Source organism: Sphingomonas sediminicola (assembly GCF_049991885.1).
GTDB lineage: Bacteria > Pseudomonadota > Alphaproteobacteria > Sphingomonadales > Sphingomonadaceae > Sphingomicrobium > Sphingomicrobium sediminicola.
The window spans coordinates 109158-127804 of sequence record NZ_CP178916.1 but is presented as its reverse complement, the minus strand read 5'-3'; the positions used below and the strand labels follow the sequence as shown (position 1 = coordinate 127804).

Sequence of the window (18647 nt, the reverse complement as noted above, 5' to 3'; positions counted from 1 at the left end):
CTGTCGCAGCGCCCGGGCGACGACCTCGCGGGGGCGGTCCGATCCCCAAGCGAAATCCCCGGGGTCGGGCCGCTTCTCCTTCTTTTCTGGAGGAGCGCGAACAAAGCCGCGCTCCTCGCTCGAAGGAAGGGTTTTCACCCAACTCACAAGTAGCGCACAAGCAGGCTCATCCTAGCTATCCAAAGTTAGGAGACGCCTATTTGTCCCGTTTTGGACGCTAAAGTTTCCGCCCCTGTGCGAGGGGTGCTCGGTGCGGTATCAAATGCATGTGAAACGGGGGCTTAGACTACCTTCCGGGCGCGTGATCGCGATCGGACGCTACATGCTGGCGTCCCTGCTGCTGTTCGCATTGTGGTTCGACGCTAGCCCCGCATTCACCCCGCTGGGTGGCCCATTCGCAGTCAACAGCTCCTACGTGATCTTTGCGCTGATCATTCTGGTCATCACCTGGAACAATTGGTGGCTCGATGCGAGGCTGGCCGGACCGACTCACGCGGTTGACATCCTCGTCTTCACGACACTGGTGTTCTCTACTCAGGGGTTCGACAGCCCGTATTTCACCTTCTTCATGTTCGTATTGCTCTCGGCCGCGATCCGTTGGGGCTGGCGGGCGACGGCGCTCACGGCCGTCCTGCTCGTCACGCTTTACCTGTTGGCCGGCATGGTCGTTTCGGAACAATCTACACAAGGCGTTCTGCACGACTTCGTCGACCGGACCGGTCACCTCGTCATCCTTTCGCTGATCCTGATCTGGTTCGGCGTGAACCAGTGGCGCGCAGGCATCTACTCTCGCGAGACCAGTTCTTTCACCGACCCCTCGCTGGACGAGTCGCCAATTGAAACGAGCCTTCGGGCAGCGATGGAACGGCTACAAGCCGGGGTCGGCATATTGGTTTGGCGCGACCAGGGCCGGGCCGACGCGGAGGCCTTTGTCGCGCGTAACGGCACATTGTCGATCATCCGGCTTGCAGGGCGAACGCTGCAGAACGCTGGCGCCACTCCGTTTCTCTACGACCTTGTGAAAGACCGGACGCTTGCGCGCGATGAACAGCGCAACCTGTGCCCTGCTCCGGCGAGCAAGCTCCTTCAGCAAAAGTCGGCAGCGGCACTGAAGCTATCAGAGGGAATTGCGATCCCGATCCGAACGGGTGCACGCGGGGGCGAACTGTTTCTCGAATCGATTCCGAACCTTTCGACGGACCACATCGATCTGGCCAGTGAGGTCGCCGCCGACGTCTCTGGTCACGTCGAACGCCACGCCTACTTCCGAGCGGTCGAGGAAAGCGCCGAAGCGCGGTCGCGACTGGCACTTGCGCGCGACTTGCACGACAGCGTCGTGCAGTTCCTCGCCGGAGCTGCGTTTCGTCTGGAAGCACTCAGACGCGACCTGGTTTCGGGCCGCGACCTCGAACCGGAGCTCAATCATCTCAAACAATTGATGCTTCAGGAGCAGGGTGAGCTGCGGTCCTTCATCGCGGCCTTGCGCAGCGCCCCGCAGATCGGCCTGGACGAGCTCGCCAAGGATTTGCGGTCGCTTGCGGAAAGGCTGGCGACGCAATGGGATGTGCTCTGCGAGTTTACATCCCAGACATCCGACATGATGGTGCCCAGCCGCCTTCATCTCGATGCCCAGCACCTCGTTCGGGAGGCCGTTGCCAATGCGGTCCGGCATGCCGGCGCGAAGAGCGTGACCATCCGCCTTCGCTCCGACCCGGAGCGGCTCCGGCTAGACTTCATCAATGACGGGACACGCTATCCCAAATCGCCGTTGACCGGCGAAATGCCCCGCTCGCTAAGTGAGCGCGTAAAGCTTGCCGGAGGCGCGCTAGAGCTGTCGCGCGGCATGGGCGTGACCAAGATCTCGGTATCCCTCCCAATCGGCGGAAGGCTCCAGTGATGCGTATCTTGCTTGCCGACGACCATCCAATGATCAGCACGGCGATCGAAGCCCTGCTGCGCGGAACGGAGTTCGAAATTGCCGGCATGGCTTCCACCGGGGAGCAGGCGATTCAGAAAGTCGAAGAGCTAAAGCCGGATATCCTTCTCCTCGACCTCCAGATGCCCGGCGGTACCGGCATGGACGTTCTGCGCCGAGTCCGATCCAACGGCAGCCGGCTTAAGATCGTCCTGCTGACCGCGGCGATCGACGATGCATCCCTGCTCGAAGCGAAGTCGCTTCGAGTGCAGGGAATGGTCCTGAAGAATTCGGACCCGGCCTATCTCCTCGAATGCCTGGAAAAGGTGAGCGTCGGCGCCCGATGGATCGATCCCGAACTCGGCGTCCGCGCGAAGGAACTAGCCGAAACGCTCGGCGATCGCGAGGCGCACGCACTTTCTCCGCGCGAGCGCCAGTTGATCAGCCTTGTTCGTAAGGGACTTCGCAACCGCGACGTTGCCGAGCAGCTTGGAGTGACCGAGGGGACGATCAAGGTCTACCTCCACGCTTTGTTCGAAAAGCTCGGAGTCAGCAGCCGGACCGAGCTCGCGATCCGCGCGGACGAGTTCCTCACGGGAAGCTTCCTAAAGAGCTGAATCCAGAATCTCGAGTTGGCCCCGTTCAGGACACCGCGAAACGCCTGTGGTATCATTGTTATTAAGGTGCGAACGCCTATCTTCCGATTCTGACTGGCCTTTGCGCCGCCGAGAGAGACGCGATGAACGAGAAAAAGCCAACGAATCCCTGGGCTAAGAGCCTGCTCATCTGGGTGGGCATCCTCTTCGGGCTCGTGGTCTTCGTGCAGATGATCGGCGGAGGCTCCAAGGCCGCGACCGGCGAGACCATCGCTTATTCCGAGTTCGTCCGGCAGGTCGATGAGCGAAACGTCCAGTCGGTTACGACGTCGTCGACCGCCAGCGGCAACCAGGTCATCACCGGCAAGCTGGAAGGTGGTCAGACGTTTCGCACAACCGCTCCGGCCGACGCCCAAGTTACCGATCGCCTCATCAAGGCTGGCGTCAATGTCCAGGCCAAGGAAGCCGAGCAGTCGAGCGTCTGGTACTACCTGCTGATCCAGTCCCTGCCGTTCATACTCATGATCGGGGTCGCCTTCTTCGTGATGCGCCAAATGCAGAAGAACGCGGGTTCCGGCGCGATGGGCTTTGGCAAGAGCCGCGCTCGCATGCTGACGGAAAAGCAGGGCCGAGTGACTTTCGCCGACGTCGCTGGCATCGACGAGGCCCGCGAAGAGCTTCAGGAGATCGTAGAGTTTCTCAAGGATCCGGGCCGCTTCGCTCGCCTCGGCGGCAAGATCCCGAAGGGCGCGCTGCTGGTCGGCTCGCCGGGTACTGGCAAGACGCTTCTTGCTCGCGCCATCGCGGGTGAAGCCGGCGTACCCTTCTTCACCATTTCCGGTTCGGACTTCGTCGAGATGTTCGTCGGCGTCGGCGCTAGCCGCGTCCGAGACATGTTCGACCAGGCCAAGAAGTCGGCCCCGTGCATCGTCTTCATCGACGAGATCGACGCGGTCGGCCGCCATCGCGGCGCCGGCCTCGGCAACGGCAACGACGAGCGCGAGCAGACGCTCAACCAGCTGCTGGTCGAGATGGACGGCTTCGAAGCAAACGAAGGCATCATCATCATCGCCGCGACCAACCGTCCGGACGTGCTCGACCCGGCGCTTCTGCGCCCGGGCCGTTTCGACCGGCAGGTCGTCGTTCCGCGCCCCGACATCGACGGCCGCGAGCAGATCCTGCACGTCCACATGAAGAAGGTACCGCTGGCTCCGGACGTCGACGCTCGCGTCATTGCGCGCGGCACGCCGGGCTTCTCCGGTGCGGACCTCGCGAACCTCGTCAACGAGGCAGCCCTGCTAGCCGCCCGCAAGGGCAAGCGCCTGGTTGCAGCCCAGGAGTTCGAGGAAGCCAAGGACAAGGTGCTTATGGGCACCGAGCGCAAGTCCATGGTCATGACCGAGGATGAGAAGCGCATGACCGCCTATCACGAGGCCGGCCACGCAATCGTCGCTCTGCATGAGCCCGCTTCGGACCCGATCCACAAGGCAACGATCATTCCGCGCGGCCGTGCGCTGGGCATGGTCATGCGCCTGCCGGAGCGCGACAATTACAGCTACCACCGCGACAAGATGTACGCGAACCTCGCGGTATCCATGGGCGGCCGCGTCGCCGAAGAACTCATCTTCGGCTACGACAAGGTCAGTTCGGGCGCGTCGTCGGACATCAGCTACGCGACCGGCCTCGCCCGCGACATGGTCACCCGCTGGGGCATGTCGGATGCGCTCGGTCCGCTTCAGTATGCGGAAGCCGACGAAGAGGTGTTCCTCGGCTATTCAGTCAATCGCCAGAAGAACATGTCGAACGAGACTGCGCAGGCGATCGACAAGGAAATCCGTCGCATCGTCGAGCAGGGTTATGATCGCGCCAAGGGCCTGCTCGAGGAGCATCGCGAGCAGCTCGAGACGCTCGCCAAGGCCCTTCTGGAGTATGAGACGCTGAGCGGCGACGAGATCAAGACGCTGATAGCGGGCGGAGCGATCGACCGCGGCGGACAAAAGGGTCCGACGATCCCGGCGGCCGGCTCTTCGATTCCGAAGGCGAAGCGTCCGAAGTCCGGCATCGGCGGTCCGGCGACCGCCGGCGCTTGACGCCAGCCCGCTTCGCAATCGCTGCGATTGTCCTCGCCAGCGCTGCATCGGCGCTGGCCGCACCTCCAGGCTCCGCTCAGAACTTCCTGGACCGTGCGAACCGTCTGAAAGCGAAGGGGCCGTTGGCATTCTTCGACGCCGACTACCGTCGGCTCAAGTCGGAAGCCTATGCGGCGGGCAATTCGCTTCGCGATGATCGTCTCGCTGCCCAGAAGACGGGCAAGCCGATCCTCTATTGCTCGCCCAAGGCGCGCGCGCAGCTCGGCTCGATGGAGTTCATCGACGGGCTCGAAGCAATTCCTTCAACCGAGCGGCCGAAATTGAACCTGAAACAGGCAATGCTGCGAGTGCTTCAGAAGAAGTATCCCTGCCGCTAGTCGAACAGCCCAAGCCCGAATAGCATCAGCAGGAACAGGCCGAGCGCCAACGTCGCGAACGCGATCAGCAGAAATGTCCGGAGAAGCGCACCGCCGGGCGAAAGCCCATAAGTGCCCTTAAGCTGGCGATAGATGTGAAATGGCGGGATCAACATCGCGAAGCCCGCAACCGCGGGCAGCCCGGCCAATCCAATCAAAACCGCCGCCACGACCAGCAGGGTCATGAAGCTCAGCGAATAGGTGACGAACACCGTGTGATCGTAGAGCCTGAACCGGCGGCTGAATGGGAACATCAGCCACAGGAACGGGACCGACAGCGGAATCAGCATCCAGCTGAATTTGTAGGCATTGGTCTTGAGTTTGTAGAACAGCAGGTCCGGATTTTTGACGGCCTTTTCCAGTGGCTTGCTCAACCAATCCGGCGCGTCGATCTGGGTCTTCGCGACCCTCCCTATCTCGCCAGACTGGACGCCGCGCATAATGGCCAGGTCTTTCTGAAGCTCGGCAATTTTCGGATCGAAGGATGCCGTGGAGCGGCCGTCCCGAACTGCGGCATCGCGCTCTCGCTGCAAAGCCGCGATCTGACGTTCGTTGGACGTAATGCTCTTCTGCAGCTCCGCAGGAGCGTTAGGGCTGATCCTGGGCGACAGGCCGCCGCTGAAGCTCGCAACGCCGAACATCAGGAAGACGGAGAAGAGAAACAGGGCCATCGGGGAGACGAATTTGGCCCGCTCGCCGTCGATGTAGCGCCGGGTGAGCTCGCCCGGCCGCCACGCGAGCAGCGGTAAAGTGTGCCAGATCTTCCCCTCGAAATGGAGCACGCCATGAAGCAGGTCGTGCCAGAAGGCATGAAGTGTCCTGTGAACGCGCGCCCTTTGCCCGCATGCGTGGCAATAGTCACCGGCCAGCTCCGCGCCGCAATTCAGGCAGTTCTTTTCATGCGTATGGCCGTCTTCGCCGGAGCCGGTTCGCGGCTCGACGGTCCGCGCCAGGACCGCACCGCTCGCTGCGTCACCGATCGCTTCGAGATCCGGCATGACCAATCCCCCTTCCCCGACATTATGCGCGGTCCGGCGCTCATGCTAGCTCCACGATCATGAGACGGATTGGCCTCCTCGGCGGCTCGTTCAACCCGGCGCATATCGGTCACAGGCGGATCAGCCTGGCGGCAATGGAGGCGCTCGGGCTCGACGGAGTGTGGTGGCTGGTTTCGCCCGGAAACCCGCTGAAGGCCGGTCGAAAGGACATGGCGTCCTACGAAGACCGTCTCGCCTCGGCCAAGGCAATGGCGCGACGGGCCCGCATTCGAGTCAGTGATTTCGAACGGCGGGCCGGCACCCGCTACACCGTGGATACGGTGCGAAAGCTCGAGACCCTCTACCCGAACGACCGCTTCATCTGGCTGATGGGAGGCGACACTGTTGCCGAATTTCATCAGTGGAAGGCTTGGCGCAAGCTCGCGGAATCGCTTCCGATTGCGGTGATTTACCGGCCCGGTTATGATCGCCAAGCCCACGCGGCGCGCGCGATGGGCTGGCTTCGAAGGTTCGTCCGACTTTCCAGCCAGGCAAGGAATTGGACGGATTGGAGTGCACCGGCGATCACTTTTCTTCGCCTGCCGCCCGACCGAACCTCCGCTACCGGCTTACGCGCGCACGATCCCAACTGGCATGAACGTTATCCGGACCCCGCAGGGGGTTCCAAACGTTTCGCATTGCCAACTTCTGTCAGGAGAGCACTTGCCCGACCGTTCCGCTGAGACCGCCACTGGCCGTCCTGAGATCGACGTCGAAGACCTCCACGCCCTCGTCCTCAAATCGCTGGATGACGATCAGGCCGTTGAGGTCGTCTCTATCCCGCTCGCAGGAAAATCCAGCATCGCCGACCACATGGTCATCGCTTCAGGCCGCTCAACGCGGCAGGTGGCGTCCATGGCGACGAAGCTCGCGGACCGGATCAAGGAGAAATTCGGCAGGATCGCTCGGATTGAGGGATTACCCGCCGCGGACTGGGTCTTGATCGATGCCGATGACGTCATCGTGCATTTATTTCGTCCCGAAGTGAGAAGTTTTTACAATTTGGAACGTATGTGGGCTTTCGGCGATGATGCCGATAGAAGTACAGTCGCTAGCGGGTAGAGGGACCCCATGCGTTTCATTACTGTCTTTCTCGGGCTGCTGGCCTTAGCCCTGCAGCCTGTACATGCGGCGTCTTCGCCGGCCCTTGTCAGTCTCGAGCAGCAGCTCCGAGCTGTGGTTGGCTCTGCGTCCAGCGACGTCGGCGTTGCGGCGCTCGACCTTACGACGGGCGAAAGCGTCAGCATCAACGGAAATACGGCCTTTCCAATGGCCAGCACGGTCAAGGTCGCGGTCGCCGCTGCCTATCTGAGCCAGGTCGACCATGGCCGCCGCTCCCTGAATGACAAGATTTCGGGTCAATCCGCCGCCAGCCTGATGGAGCGGATGATGATCCACAGCGACAATCACGCGACGGACCTGCTCCTTCGCGATCTTGGCGGTCCGAGCGGGCTGCAGGACTGGATCGCATTCAACGGCCTCTACAATCTGCGCGTCGACCGGACGATCGCGCGCCTGCTCGCCGACAAGCGTGACCTATGGGACGTTCGCGATTCCAGCACACCGCTGGCGATGGTCGATCTCCTCCGTCGTCTCGACAAGGGCAACGTGCTGAAGCCGCAGAGCCGATCCTACCTCATGGACCTGATGGGCCGCTGCGCGACGGGCAAGAACCGCATCCGCGGGCTTCTGCCGTGGGGAACCAGGGTCGAGCACAAGACGGGCACGCTGAACAATTATGCGAGCGACGTCGGCTATATCACCATGCCGAACGGCCGCCGCGTCGCAGTCGCCATGTTTGCTCGCGGCGGCACCGACCGCCCGCGCACGATCGCACAGGCCGCACGCGCCATCTACGATGGCTTCACCAGCCTCTTCACCTGGCCGAGCTTCGGCGGAACGAGCCCCGTCGCCGGCCGTAACTGAGGGCTGGTTGCAACTCCACATCATCGCGCGTGGGAAAATCGGGCGATCGCCGGAAGCCGAGCTGGTCGAGCGCTACCTGAAGCGCATCACCTGGCCGACCAAGCTCACTGAACTCAGCGAACGCGCTCCAATGCCTGCCGCAGCTTCCGGTTCGGTCACGGTGCTCCTGGACGAAAAGGGCAATGCTCTCTCCTCGATGGAGCTTGCCAGGAAGCTTGAGCAATGGCGCGATCGGGGCATGCGGGAAGCTCGCTTCTTGATCGGCGCTGCTGATGGCCACTCTCCCGAAGAGCGGGCGAACGCGGACCTGCTGCTATCGTTCGGCCCGGCGACCTGGCCACACCTCCTCGTGCGCTCCATGCTGGCGGAGCAACTGTTCCGGGCAACATCTATCCTTGCGAACCACCCTTATCATCGCGAAGGTTGAGGCATGCGCCTCCTAGGCCCTTTTGGTGCGGCCCTTTCCGCTTCTCTGCTGATCGGTGCGAGCGGACCGGTCCTGCCGACGTCCGAGCCGCTGGAATTGAGCGCGAAGCGCGCCGTCGCCGAAGCGCGCGTTGCGGATGCTCAGGTCGCGAAGCTCCAGAAGGCCGCTGATCAGGCTCGGACCGAAGCGGAGCGCATCGGCGCCCGGAGGGCAGCGGCAGCTCAGGCGATATCGGCCGCGGAAGCGCGGATCAGCGCCGCCGACGCAAACGCACGCGTAATTGCGGCCCAGATCGAGCTAAGGCGCGAGCGGCTGCGGCGGGAAGCGGCCCCAGCCACGGCCTTGCTTGGCGGCCTCGCGGTCATGGCCGAGCGCCCGCCCCTGCTCGCGATCCTCGATCAGGGCTCGACGGAAGAATTCATCCGCGTTCGCCTGCTGCTCGATTCGACCCTGCCGGTCATTCGAGCGCGGACGGCCACCCTTCGTGCTGAACTCGAACGCGGACGTCAGTTGCAGCAGCGCGCGGAGCTGGCTCGAGCCGACCTCGTGCGCAGCCGCAACACGCTCTCCATCCGAAAGCGCGAATTCGCCGAACTTGAAGCAGAAGCGGTCAAGATCGCCAATGAGCGCGGCGGAGAAGCGCTTGGAGCGGGCGACATCGCCCTTGCCCGCGGAGAGGAAGCCGAACAGCTGGTTGGAGAGGTCCAGCGCGGCAACCAGGCGCGCGCGATCGCTTCCCAGCTTGCCAGACTACCGGCACCGCCAGCTCGCCCCGGCTCAAATGGCGCGGTCGCCGGAGCACCGTTCCCCTATGTCCTTCCGTCCGATGCTGCCGTCACGGAAGGCCTCGGCGCGGTCGCGACCAACGGCATCCGTTCGCGCGGCTTGACGCTTGCAACAGGCCGTGGCTCGACGGTCACGGTACCGGCGTCCGGCACGGTCCGCTTCTCCGGCCCATTCCGCAGCTACGACGCCGTCGTCATCATCGACCATGGAAACGGCTGGATGAGCCTGCTCCTGAACGTCGCATCGCCGCTCAAACCAGGCGAGAAAGTCGAGATCGGTCAGTCGCTTGGACGTGCACTTGGTCGAATAGGAGTGGAACTGTCCCGAAATGGGCAGCATGTGTCACCTGCTCTCATCGCAGGTTCATCTCAGAGCCTGTCAAAGGGCCCCAAAGCGGGTTAGGAAGGTCCGAAAACTCGGGACATGAAAGCCATGAAGCTCACGAGCAAACTGCTTCCGCCTCTAGCGCTCGTCGGAGCGCTTGCACTGGTGCCGGTCACGACCAGCGCGCTGGCAGCTGCGGACACCACCAATTACCAAGAGCTCGAGACGTTCATGAGCGTCTATGAGCGGGTGAAGGCCCAATATGTCGACAAGGTCGACGACCATACGCTGATCAAGGGCGCGATCGACGGGATGCTGGCCGCGCTCGACCCGCATTCCAGCTATGTCGAAGCGACCGATTTCGATGTCCTGAAGGCCACGACGGACGGCAATTACGGCGGTCTCGGGATCACCGTCTCGGTTGAGGACGGCGCGGTGAAGGTCGTTTCGCCGATGGAGGACACGCCAGCATGGCGCGCTGGCCTCAAGTCCGGCGACTACATCACTCACATCAATGGCGAGCTTCTCTACGGCCTTTCGCTCGACGAAGCGGTCGAGAAGATGAAGGGCCAGCCCGGCTCGTCGGTGAAGCTGACCATCGTCCGCCCCGGCCGTGACAAGCCTTTCGACGTTGGCCTCGTCCGCGAGCGCATCGAGCTCCGTCCCGTGAAGTGGGAAATCAAGGACGGCATTGGTTACATTAACATCAACTCGTTCGCCGGAAACACAGGCGACGCCACCAAGGCGGCGCTTCTGGCGATCGACAAGGCAACCGGCGGAAAGCCGCTCGGCTATGTCGTCGACCTTCGCTCGAATCCGGGCGGACTGCTCGACCAGGCGATCGACGTCAGCGACGCCTTCCTCGAGCGCGGCGAGATCGTCTCTCAACGCGGACGCGAGCGGGACGATATCGAGCGCTACTATGCGACGCCGGGCGACATGGCTCACGGCCTTCCGGTCGTGGTGCTGATCGACGCTGGCAGCGCATCGGCTGCGGAAATCGTCGCAGGCGCACTGCAGGATCACCACCGCGCACTGCTTCTCGGCGAGCGGAGCTTCGGAAAGGGCAGCGTCCAGACGGTCCAGATCATGGGCCCGAAGGCGGCGCTCAGGCTGACCACGGCGCGTTACTACACGCCGTCGGGCCGATCGGTTCAGGCGGGCGGAATCGATCCGGACATCACCGTGCCGCAGCTGACCGACCCGGACTACAAGGACCGCAAAGTCGTACGTGAGGTCGATCTCCGTCGCCACCTGCTCGGACAGGCGAACGTGGACGACAAGCTCCTCGAGGAAGATGATTTCTCGAAGGATCCGCGCTTCAACTTCACCCAGGCAGAGCTCGAGAAGAAGGGGGTCAAGGACTTCCAGCTCGACTATGCGCTGCGGACGCTGAAGCGGCTGCGCGGTCCGACCAACGTCGCCTCAGCGGATTCGCCAAAGCGTTCGTAGATGAACGAAGCGGCGCTTGCCCAGAGGGGCGGAATGCTGGGAATCGATAACGCCCGTGCGGCGCGGCTGATCGCGCTGCTCCTCCCGCTGGGCTTGCTCGGCGGAGCATTGGGCTCGCAGTACATCGGCGGGCTCTACCCTTGCGAGATGTGCTACTGGCAGCGTTGGCCTCACGGCGCGGCGATCGTACTTGCGTTGCTCGCCTTCACCAGCACGGCAACCTCGAAGCGATCGATTGGACTGACCCTGCTTGCGGCCTTCGCAATCGCGATCTCCGGCGCCATCGGCGTCTATCATGCGGGTGTCGAAGCCAGGATCTTCGAAGGCTTCACGACCTGCACCGCGACCGGCGGATTGAGCCTGGAAGACCTGATGAAGGTCCCGCTCATCCGATGCGATCAGGTGCAGTGGTCGCTGTTCGGAATCTCCATGGCCGGCTGGAACGCGATCCTGTCGCTTTCCGGAGCCGTCTTGATCGTCTTCCTCATCCTCAAGAGCCGCCGCGCATGAGCGCCTGGCGCCCCGGCCAACGACGTCCGGATTCGGCGTCGATGCTGCGCGTCGACCAGGCCGGCGAATTCGGCGCGACCCGGATCTATGCCGGACAGCTTGCGGTCCTTCCGCGCAATTCGGCCGCCGCCAAGCTTGTTTCACGCATGGCGGACCAGGAAAGGCGCCACCTCGAACGCTTCGATGCTCTGATGAGCGAGCGACGCGTCCGGCCAACGGTATTGCAGCCCGTGTGGAACGTCGCGGGCTTCGCACTAGGCGCTGCAACTGCACTCTTGTCCGACAAGGCGGCAATGGCCTGTACCGAGGCCGTCGAGACCGAAATTGACCTTCATTACAGCAAGCAGCTCGAAGATCTGGGCAACGATGATCCCGAGCTTGCCGCCGATATAGAGAAGTTTCGGGCAGATGAACTCGAGCATCGCGACACCGCTCGCGAAGCCGGCGCGGCGCAGGCCCCGGGCTATCCCTTATTGACCTTCGGGATACGTGCGGCATGCCGTGTCGCAATCGGGTTGTCGAAACGCATTTGAGGAACCAGCAGCGGTTGTCAGCCGCTTTTACGCTTGGAAGGACCAGTTATGACGAAGCACGCAGCACATCTTGCAGTCGCTGCCCTGATGACGGGCTTCGCCGCCATTCAGCCTGTCTCTGCTCAGACCACGCCAAATTCCGACCGGGTCAATGAGATCATCGTTTTCGGCACCGACCCGTGTCCGCGCGCGACCGACGACCAGGTGGTCGTCTGCAAGCGCGTGGGTGAAGAGGAGCGTTTCCGGATTCCTGAGCGTCTCCGCGAAGGTGGCTCGCTGCAGCAGCGCCAGGCCTGGGCCAACAAGGTACGCAGCATCGAACGCGTCGGCCGCACCGGCATCCAGAGCTGCTCGCCCGTCGGCCCGGCCGGCTACACTGGCTGCATGGAGCAGATGATCAAGCAGGCTAGGGAAGAGAGCAAGGAAACGATCGAGCAATCGACCGCTCCTCAGCCGTAAGCGCCTATTTCCGGGCCTTCTCCGCAGCGATCCACGTATTCGTCTGCGCGTCGAGCGCATCCATCGGCACCGCGCCCTGACCGAGCACGGCGTCGTGGAACCGGCGGATGTCGAACTTGTCGCCCAGCTCCTTTTCGGCGCGCGACCGCAATTCCTCGATCTTGCGCTTGCCGATCATGTACGCGAGCGCCTGTCCGGGGACGGAGATGTAGCGGTTGACCTCCGCGTCGATGTTCGCGTCCGTCAGCGCTGAATTGTCCTTCATGAAGGCGACGGCGCGCGCCTTGTCCCAGCCCTTCCAGTGGATGCCGGTGTCGACGACCAGTCGTGTTGCCCGCCACATCTGGTAGCTCAGGCGTCCCATCTCCTTTTGCGGCGTGTCGTAGAGGCCCATGTCCGTGCCGAGCCGCTCGGAATAGAGGCCCCACCCTTCGACGAACGCGGTGAAGAAGGTCGTCGACTTGCGCCACTGCGGCATGTCCAGCTCCTGCTGGATCGCGATCTGCTGGTGGTGGCCGGGCACCGCTTCGTGGACCGACAACACCGGGATTTCCCACAACGGCCGCTGGTCGAGCTTGGTCGTGTTGACGAGGTAGTTGCCGGCGATGCCGCCCTCGGGGCTTCCCGGCTGGTAACGCGCCGTCGTGTCGGTCGGCGCGGTAGCGGCGGTCATCGGCTTGATCCCGTAGGGCAGTCGCGGAAGACGCCCGAAATAGGCCGGCATCTTTCCATCGATTGTCTTGGTGACGATCGCGGTCTTCTCCATCAGCTCTCCCGGAGTTTTGACATACCACTTCGGATTAGTGCGCATGTCGGCGATCATCGCCTCGCGGCTGGCAAAACCCGCCTTCTTCGCGACCGCCTCCATCTCGGCCCGGATGCGCGCGACTTCCTGAAGTCCGATCTCGTGGATCTGGTCCGGCGTGAGATCCGTCGTCGTATGGTAACGAACCAGCGCTTTGTAATAGTCTTTGCCCTGGGGCTGCGTGGAGACGGAATCTACCTTGCGGCACTTCGGGACGAGCTGGCGCGCCGCGACGGTCGAAAATGCGTGGTAGGACGTGGCGATCGGACCGGCGATGGCCTCACTCGCGCGAGCTTGCAGGCCATTCCATTCGGACGCCGGGATGGCCTGCGGACGCGCCGCCGCGAAGGGACTGTAGAACGGCGACTGGGTAACGTCCGCCGGCACGAGCGCAAGCGTCGAGCCGGGCAGCGTCTTCATCCATTCGCATGCCTGCGTGTAGCCTTCCGAAGCGGCCTTCACGCTCATGTCGCTGTACGCCTTCATTCGTGCCGGAACGAGCGCCAGCCGGGCGAGATAATTCTCATAATCGGCCTTGGTTCGCATGGGGATCGTCTCCCCCATCGTCGCCAGAGCTTCGTGGTAGCTTCCAAGCGAAGAGTAGAGCAACTGGCGCTGCCCGAAGTGGTTGAGCAGGATCTGGTCCTCCAGCGTCCGCTGCAGCACCGCGCGGTTGCTCTGGTCCATCGGGCTCAGTGAGCCGGCGGGGATCGCCTGCAGGCGAACGAGAATGGCCTGCGCTTCGGATGCCTGCCGGTCGAACTCGGTAAGGCTCAGTTCGCCAAGATCGCGGTCATAGGTCTGGACGCCGACCGAACTTGCCGTGAGCGGATTATCCTTGAGATAGGCCGCCCAATAGTCGTCCATCAGCTTGTGGAAGTCCTCGGTCGGCCCGGCGATCGCGGGCGTTGCAATGGCGATCGAAGCGACGGTCGCGAGTGCAAGCGTCAATTGGCGCATGTCTGAATCCTCCCCTGTTGCACCGGAGCCTAGCCGTGCAGCGCTTTGGCGCAACGCGCGTTTCGACGGACGGCGGCGAGCCTCCATTGTGCTGCGCCTTCGGGGCGACTAGCCCTTGCTTCACGCTGCTCGGGAGACTGCAGATGACCGTTGCCGACGCCACTCCGGACCTCGAACATATCGACCAGTCCGATCGCGCTTTCATCGGTCATCCAAAGGGACTCGGCTATCTCGGCTTCACCGAAGCCTGTGAGCGCTTCTCCTATTACTCCATGCAGACCCTGCTCACGCTTTACATGGTCAATTACCTCTTGTTGGCTGGCCACATAGAGGGTGTTGCCGGACTTGGCTGGTTGAGAGAGTGGCATTACCCGGGCTTGGAGGGCCAGCCGCTCGCATCGGCTATTTTCGGTGATTACACGTCGCTCGTTTACCTCATGCCAATTCTCGGCGGGATTATCGCCGACAAGTTGACGGGGCGCCGGGTCGCATTGATCGCCGGAGGGCTAGTCATGGCGCTAGGCCATTTCCTGATGGCGATCGAAGGCGCATTCCTGTTCGCGCTACTAGCGCTGATTGTCGGGGTCGGCCTTTTCAAGGGCAATATCGCGACCCAAGTCGGTGAACTCTACGGCGAGCATGACCTGCGCCGTGCGATGGCGTTTCAGATCTTCTACATCTTCATCAACGTCAGCGTGATCGCTGCCCCGCTCATATCGGGGACGCTCGGACAGGAGGTCGGCTGGCATTATGGCTTTGGCTGCGCCGGAGTGGTGATGGTCCTCGGCCTAGGCATTTATTTGTCCGGCCAAAAATGGTTGCCGGCCGATCTAGGCGTCGCACAGCAGGATCGCAGCAAACTCATAGGCCGCGTCGTCGGCGGTGCCATCGGCATCGCGGCGCTGGTTATCCTGTGGCTGATGATCTCGGGCATTCTGTTTTCGAGCTGGGTTGTCGGAACGATCAGCGCCCTGGCGCTCATCGCCTTGCTCTACTGGTTCCTGACGAGAAATCTCGGAGATGCCGATAAGTCGCGGGTGCTTTCGCTTTGCATCCTGATTCCAGTGCTGGCCATCGCGCTGCTGACCAATCAGGAGATTTTCAACGCATACCTCATCTGGGGCGACCAGCAGTTCAACCTGACATTCATGGGGAGAACACTGCCGTCGAGCTGGCTCATCACCCTGGACGCAATTCTAAGCTTCTCGATGCTCGTGGCTGTCGCCGCTTTCTGGAAGTGGTGGAGTTTCAAGCGCCGCGAGCCCGACGAAATCAGCAAGATGATCATCGGCAGCCTGTTCACGATCGCCGGCGGCCTGTGCCTGTTCATGGCAGCCCTGACACAACCCGAAGGCGGGAAAATCGGCCTCTTTTGGCCCGTGATGTTTCACCTGATGAACAGCATCGGCTTCGCGCATATCCTGCCGATCAGTCTTGCGCTGTTCACCAAAATCGCGCCCAAGCAGATTACGGCCACGGTGATCGGACTGTACTATCTGTCCTTCTTCGCTGCGAACAAGGCCGTCGGCTATGTCGGCGGCCTCTATTCCAGCCTGCCGACCACGACCTTCTGGCTGCTTCATATAGCGAGCGCGGCCTTCGGCCTCGTCGCTTTCATCGTCTTCAAGATGATGATCGGAAAGAGGATGACGGGTGGAGCGCCGGCCAGCGCGACGGCGTGAAGCCTGAGGACGCGCTTCCCGACGATCTCGCCGGCGAGAGCCGCTTCCAGCTGCTGACCCGGCTGGGCTTCGCCGGGCGGGGCCTGCTGTACATCATCATCGGCCTGCTGGTGATCTTCGCGGGCCGCACCGAAGACCTGACCGGAGCGCTCGAGTATCTTGGCCACGGCGTCGGCAAACTGCTTCTGGCCGTGCTCGTCGTCGGCACGGCCGTGTATGGGCTCTGGAGGCTCACTGACGCCGTGTTCGGGATCGAGAGCGGGAGGCATCACTGGAAGGCCTGGCGCAAGCGTGTCGCTGCCGGGACAAGCGGAATCATCTACTCCTTCCTCGCCTACAAGGCGGTCCGCATCCTCTTCTCCCAGCGAGTGAGCGGGAACGACGCGCAGCAGCACGCGGCCGATGCTTTCGATCTTCCGGGCGGCGAGATAATAGTCCTGATCGCCGCGGCAATTCTCTTCGGCGCGGGCATCGTCCAGCTGGTCAAGGCAGCGAAGTGCAGCTTCCTTGCACGTCTCGACTGCGACGATCGCCAGAAGGTCTGGATCCGATGGCTGGGCCGAATCGGTTATGCGGCGCGCGGGATTATCTTCCTGGTTGTCGCCTGGCAGCTCGAACAATCGGCCATCCATCGCCGGGCATCGGAAGCAGGCGGGCTGGAACAGGCGCTGGATTTCTTCTCGCCAACGGTTCGAGGCTGGGTCGCGGCGGGCCTGATGCTGTTCGGCTTCCTCAGCCTCGTCGAGGCTCGCTTCCGCCGAATTCACCGGCCTCCGCCGGTCGATCGAGTCGCAGATGGTCTGAAAGACGCAGTCCGCCGCTGATCCGCGCCAGGCCGACTCCCTTCATCGACCGACAGCGAAGCTTCGTCGAAGCCGAGGTCCGGTGGTCGAAAACGACTCCGGCTCCGGCGAAATCGCAATGCGGGACCCACCAAGGCAGTTCATCCCACCGCCGTCCACAAGCGGACAGATGGGATGGCAACAATGCGAAAGAGTAGAATTCTTTCCACGTTGGCAGCCGCCTCGGTAGCAACCGCGGGCCTGTTCCTGCCATTTGCGTCAGCCACGGCGAAGGACCGACCCGTGCTCGTCACGGCTCCGTCCGACCTTGTCGTGCGTCATGTGAGCTATTCGGACCTCGACCTCGCCGCGCCGGCGGGAAAGGCGGCCCTTTACGACAGGGTCGGCTTCGCGATCGGCGACGTGTGCACTGAGGCGAACCATTTCGACAATGGGAGCTTCGCCTTCAAGTCCGGCCTGAAGCAATGCTCGAACGTCGCCTGGAGCGACGCTCGCCCGCAGATCGCTCGTGCCGTGGAAAGGGCGACGGGCACGTCTTCCATCGCCGCCGCTGCGATCACGATCTCGACGGCGCGTTGACCGGCTGCGCAGGGCGTGGCTCCGGCGCCTCGGAGCCACGCTCGAGCGATACCGCTAAACGCCTGTATGGACAGGAGAAGTCTTAGAACATATTGAGAACGAATGGCCCAACTGGACCTGCAGTCGAAGCTCGCGATTCTCGCCGATGCGGCCAAATATGACGCATCCTGTGCGTCTTCGGGATCGTCAAGACGCGACAGCCGCGGCGGCAAGGGGCTGGGCTCGACGGAGGGGATGGGCATCTGCCACGCTTACGCGCCGGACGGCCGCTGCATCTCCCTGCTAAAGATCCTGCTGACCAACAGCTGCATCTTCGACTGCGCCTATTGCATCAACCGCAAGAGCTCGAATGTCCGACGGGCGCGCTTCACCATCGAGGAGGTCGTCCGACTCACGCTCGAGTTCTACAAGCGCAATTACATCGAAGGACTGTTTCTCTCCTCCGGCATCATCCGCTCGTCCAATTATACAATGGAGCAACTGGTCGAGGTCGCGCGGTCACTGCGCGAAGAGCATGACTTCCGCGGCTACATCCACCTCAAGACCATTCCCGACGCAGATCCGGAGTTGCTGAGTCAGGCCGGGCTTTTCGCCGATCGCGTTTCGATCAATATCGAGCTTCCCACCGAAAGCGGGCTTCAGCGCCTTGCGCCTGAAAAGGATGGCGGCCGGATCGAAAGCGCGATGCGGGACACGCGCGCAGCCATCGACGACGGCGCAGACGCCAAGTCGAAATACAAGTCCGCTCCACTTTACGCTCCGGCCGGCCAATCGACCCAGATGATCGTCGGTGCCGACACGGCCAGCGACGGCGACATCATCGTTCGGGCGAGCGCGCTCTACGACCGCTTCCGACTGCGGCGCGTTTATTATTCGGCCTTTTCACCGATCCCGGATGCGAGCGCCGTGCTTCCACTGAAGCGCCCGCCGCTGATGCGTGAGCATCGGCTTTACCAGTCCGATTGGCTGATGCGCTTCTACGGCTTCAAGCCGGCGGAGGTGGCAGGCGCCGCCGACGCAAGTGGCATGCTTCCGTTGGACATCGATCCCAAGCTCGCCTGGGCGCTCAAGTTCCGGGAGAGCTTCCCGGTAGACGTAAACCGGGCACCGAAGGAACAGCTTCTGCGTGTGCCCGGCCTTGGCACCAAGGCGGTCGACCGGATCCTGTCCTCGCGGCGCTGGCGGAATCTTCGGCTCGCCGATGTTGCACGACTGACGCTTTCGATCGCCAAGGTTCGGCCCTTCATTACCACCGCGGATTGGATCCCGACCCTCATGACCGACCGAGCCGACCTGAAGGCGCTGGTCGCGCCAAGACAGCAGCAGCTGGAACTGTTCGCTGCCTGA

Annotated in this window: 19 protein-coding genes; 17 read left to right on the top strand and 2 right to left on the bottom strand. The window is 62.7% G+C overall.

What is annotated here, in order from left to right; translation table 11 throughout:
- Window positions 1–301 precede the first annotated feature (301 nt).
- The 4 genes from ACMC5O_RS00660 to ACMC5O_RS00645 all read left to right on the top strand — a co-directional run bounded on the left by ACMC5O_RS00660 (window position 302) and on the right by ACMC5O_RS00645 (window position 4978).
- Entirely contained in the window at window positions 302–1897 is a 1596-nt protein-coding gene (locus tag ACMC5O_RS00660; RefSeq protein ID WP_426693095.1) for a sensor histidine kinase, read from the top strand.
- Window positions 1897–2532: a response regulator gene (locus tag ACMC5O_RS00655; protein WP_426693094.1), complete on the top strand. Its 636-nt coding sequence runs from the start codon at window positions 1897–1899 to the stop codon at window positions 2530–2532. Before ACMC5O_RS00660 ends, ACMC5O_RS00655 begins: the two co-directional genes overlap by 1 nt.
- A 122-nt stretch (window positions 2533–2654) precedes the next feature.
- Entirely contained in the window at window positions 2655–4601 is a 1947-nt protein-coding gene (ftsH, locus tag ACMC5O_RS00650; protein WP_187708129.1) for an ATP-dependent zinc metalloprotease FtsH, read from the top strand.
- Window positions 4598–4978: a hypothetical protein gene (locus tag ACMC5O_RS00645; protein ID WP_426693093.1), complete on the top strand. Its 381-nt coding sequence runs from the start codon at window positions 4598–4600 to the stop codon at window positions 4976–4978. The genes ftsH and ACMC5O_RS00645 overlap by 4 nt, the downstream gene beginning before the upstream one ends.
- On the opposite strand, the gene ACMC5O_RS00640 is transcribed toward ACMC5O_RS00645, so the two are convergent.
- Window positions 4975–6015: a DUF3667 domain-containing protein gene (locus ACMC5O_RS00640; RefSeq protein WP_187708131.1), complete on the bottom strand. Its 1041-nt coding sequence runs from the start codon at window positions 6013–6015 to the stop codon at window positions 4975–4977. The genes ACMC5O_RS00645 and ACMC5O_RS00640 overlap by 4 nt on opposite strands.
- A gap of 59 nt (window positions 6016–6074) precedes the next feature.
- Between ACMC5O_RS00640 and ACMC5O_RS00635 the strand changes: the two genes are divergently transcribed.
- The 9 genes from ACMC5O_RS00635 to ACMC5O_RS00595 are packed head-to-tail and all read left to right on the top strand — an operon-like array spanning window position 6075 to window position 12471.
- On the top strand, window positions 6075–6737 hold the full coding sequence (locus tag ACMC5O_RS00635) for a nicotinate-nucleotide adenylyltransferase (RefSeq protein WP_426693092.1): 663 nt from the start codon (window positions 6075–6077) through the stop codon (window positions 6735–6737).
- Complete coding sequence (rsfS, locus tag ACMC5O_RS00630; RefSeq protein ID WP_187709954.1) at window positions 6718–7116, top strand: ribosome silencing factor; 399 nt, start codon at window positions 6718–6720, stop codon at window positions 7114–7116. Before ACMC5O_RS00635 ends, rsfS begins: the two co-directional genes overlap by 20 nt.
- Before the next feature lie 9 nt (window positions 7117–7125).
- Entirely contained in the window at window positions 7126–7980 is an 855-nt protein-coding gene (locus tag ACMC5O_RS00625) for a serine hydrolase (protein ID WP_187708132.1), read from the top strand.
- 7 nt (window positions 7981–7987) lie between these two features.
- Window positions 7988–8407, top strand: coding sequence for a 23S rRNA (pseudouridine(1915)-N(3))-methyltransferase RlmH (locus ACMC5O_RS00620; RefSeq protein WP_187708133.1), 420 nt, complete (start codon window positions 7988–7990; stop codon window positions 8405–8407).
- A 3-nt stretch (window positions 8408–8410) separates the two neighbouring features.
- On the top strand, window positions 8411–9595 hold the full coding sequence (locus ACMC5O_RS00615; RefSeq protein ID WP_426693091.1) for a murein hydrolase activator EnvC family protein: 1185 nt from the start codon (window positions 8411–8413) through the stop codon (window positions 9593–9595).
- A 30-nt stretch (window positions 9596–9625) separates the two neighbouring features.
- Window positions 9626–10969, top strand: a complete 1344-nt coding sequence (locus ACMC5O_RS00610; RefSeq protein ID WP_187709955.1) for a S41 family peptidase — start codon at window positions 9626–9628, stop codon at window positions 10967–10969.
- On the top strand, window positions 10970–11479 hold the full coding sequence (locus ACMC5O_RS00605; RefSeq protein WP_426693090.1) for a disulfide bond formation protein B: 510 nt from the start codon (window positions 10970–10972) through the stop codon (window positions 11477–11479).
- Window positions 11476–12012, top strand: a complete 537-nt coding sequence (locus ACMC5O_RS00600) for a demethoxyubiquinone hydroxylase family protein (RefSeq protein ID WP_187708135.1) — start codon at window positions 11476–11478, stop codon at window positions 12010–12012. Before ACMC5O_RS00605 ends, ACMC5O_RS00600 begins: the two co-directional genes overlap by 4 nt.
- 48 nt (window positions 12013–12060) lie before the next feature.
- Entirely contained in the window at window positions 12061–12471 is a 411-nt protein-coding gene (locus ACMC5O_RS00595; protein ID WP_187708136.1) for a hypothetical protein, read from the top strand.
- Window positions 12472–12475: 4 nt separating this feature from the next.
- Here ACMC5O_RS00595 and ACMC5O_RS00590 read toward each other — a convergent pair whose 3' ends face one another.
- Window positions 12476–14236, bottom strand: coding sequence for a DUF885 domain-containing protein (locus tag ACMC5O_RS00590; RefSeq protein WP_426693089.1), 1761 nt, complete (start codon window positions 14234–14236; stop codon window positions 12476–12478).
- Between the two features lie 143 nt (window positions 14237–14379).
- On the opposite strand from ACMC5O_RS00590, the gene ACMC5O_RS00585 reads away from it, so the two are divergent.
- From ACMC5O_RS00585 to ACMC5O_RS00570, 4 genes are all read left to right on the top strand, one after another.
- On the top strand, window positions 14380–15918 hold the full coding sequence (locus ACMC5O_RS00585) for a peptide MFS transporter (RefSeq protein ID WP_187708137.1): 1539 nt from the start codon (window positions 14380–14382) through the stop codon (window positions 15916–15918).
- Window positions 15915–16742, top strand: coding sequence for a DUF1206 domain-containing protein (locus tag ACMC5O_RS00580; RefSeq protein WP_187708138.1), 828 nt, complete (start codon window positions 15915–15917; stop codon window positions 16740–16742). The genes ACMC5O_RS00585 and ACMC5O_RS00580 overlap by 4 nt, the downstream gene beginning before the upstream one ends.
- A 189-nt stretch (window positions 16743–16931) precedes the next feature.
- Window positions 16932–17300, top strand: coding sequence for a UrcA family protein (locus tag ACMC5O_RS00575; RefSeq protein ID WP_187708139.1), 369 nt, complete (start codon window positions 16932–16934; stop codon window positions 17298–17300).
- 102 nt (window positions 17301–17402) lie between these two features.
- Window positions 17403–18647 (top strand): putative DNA modification/repair radical SAM protein, encoded by a 1245-nt coding sequence (locus tag ACMC5O_RS00570; protein WP_187708140.1) that lies wholly within the window; start codon window positions 17403–17405, stop codon window positions 18645–18647.